Here is a 241-nt window from a genome sequence, read left to right as displayed (position 1 = left end):
GTTCTACGGCGGCCTCGTGCGCACCAAGAACATGCTGTCGGTGCTGACCCAGGTGTTCGCGATCGTGTCGATCGTCGGCCTGCTCTGGGTGTTCTACGGCTACAGCCTCGCCTTCACGAGCGGCGGCGGCCTCAACGACTTCGTCGGCGGCTTCTCGAAGGCGTTCCTGAAGGGCGTCGACGCGAACTCGACGGTCGCGACCTTCTCGAACGGCGTCGTGATCCCGGAATACGCCTATCTG

1 pseudogene is annotated in these 241 nt (G+C 63.9%); it reads left to right on the top strand.

Annotated elements, in window-relative coordinates:
* Positions 1-241 (top strand): annotated as a pseudogene (locus tag C1X29_RS30220) (ammonia channel protein); the annotation flags it as partial.

It is taken from the genome of Pseudomonas sp. GW456-12-10-14-LB2 (genome assembly GCF_002884345.1).
GTDB lineage: Bacteria > Pseudomonadota > Gammaproteobacteria > Pseudomonadales > Pseudomonadaceae > Aquipseudomonas > Aquipseudomonas paraglycinae.
This window is presented reverse-complemented; position numbering and strand designations above follow the sequence as displayed.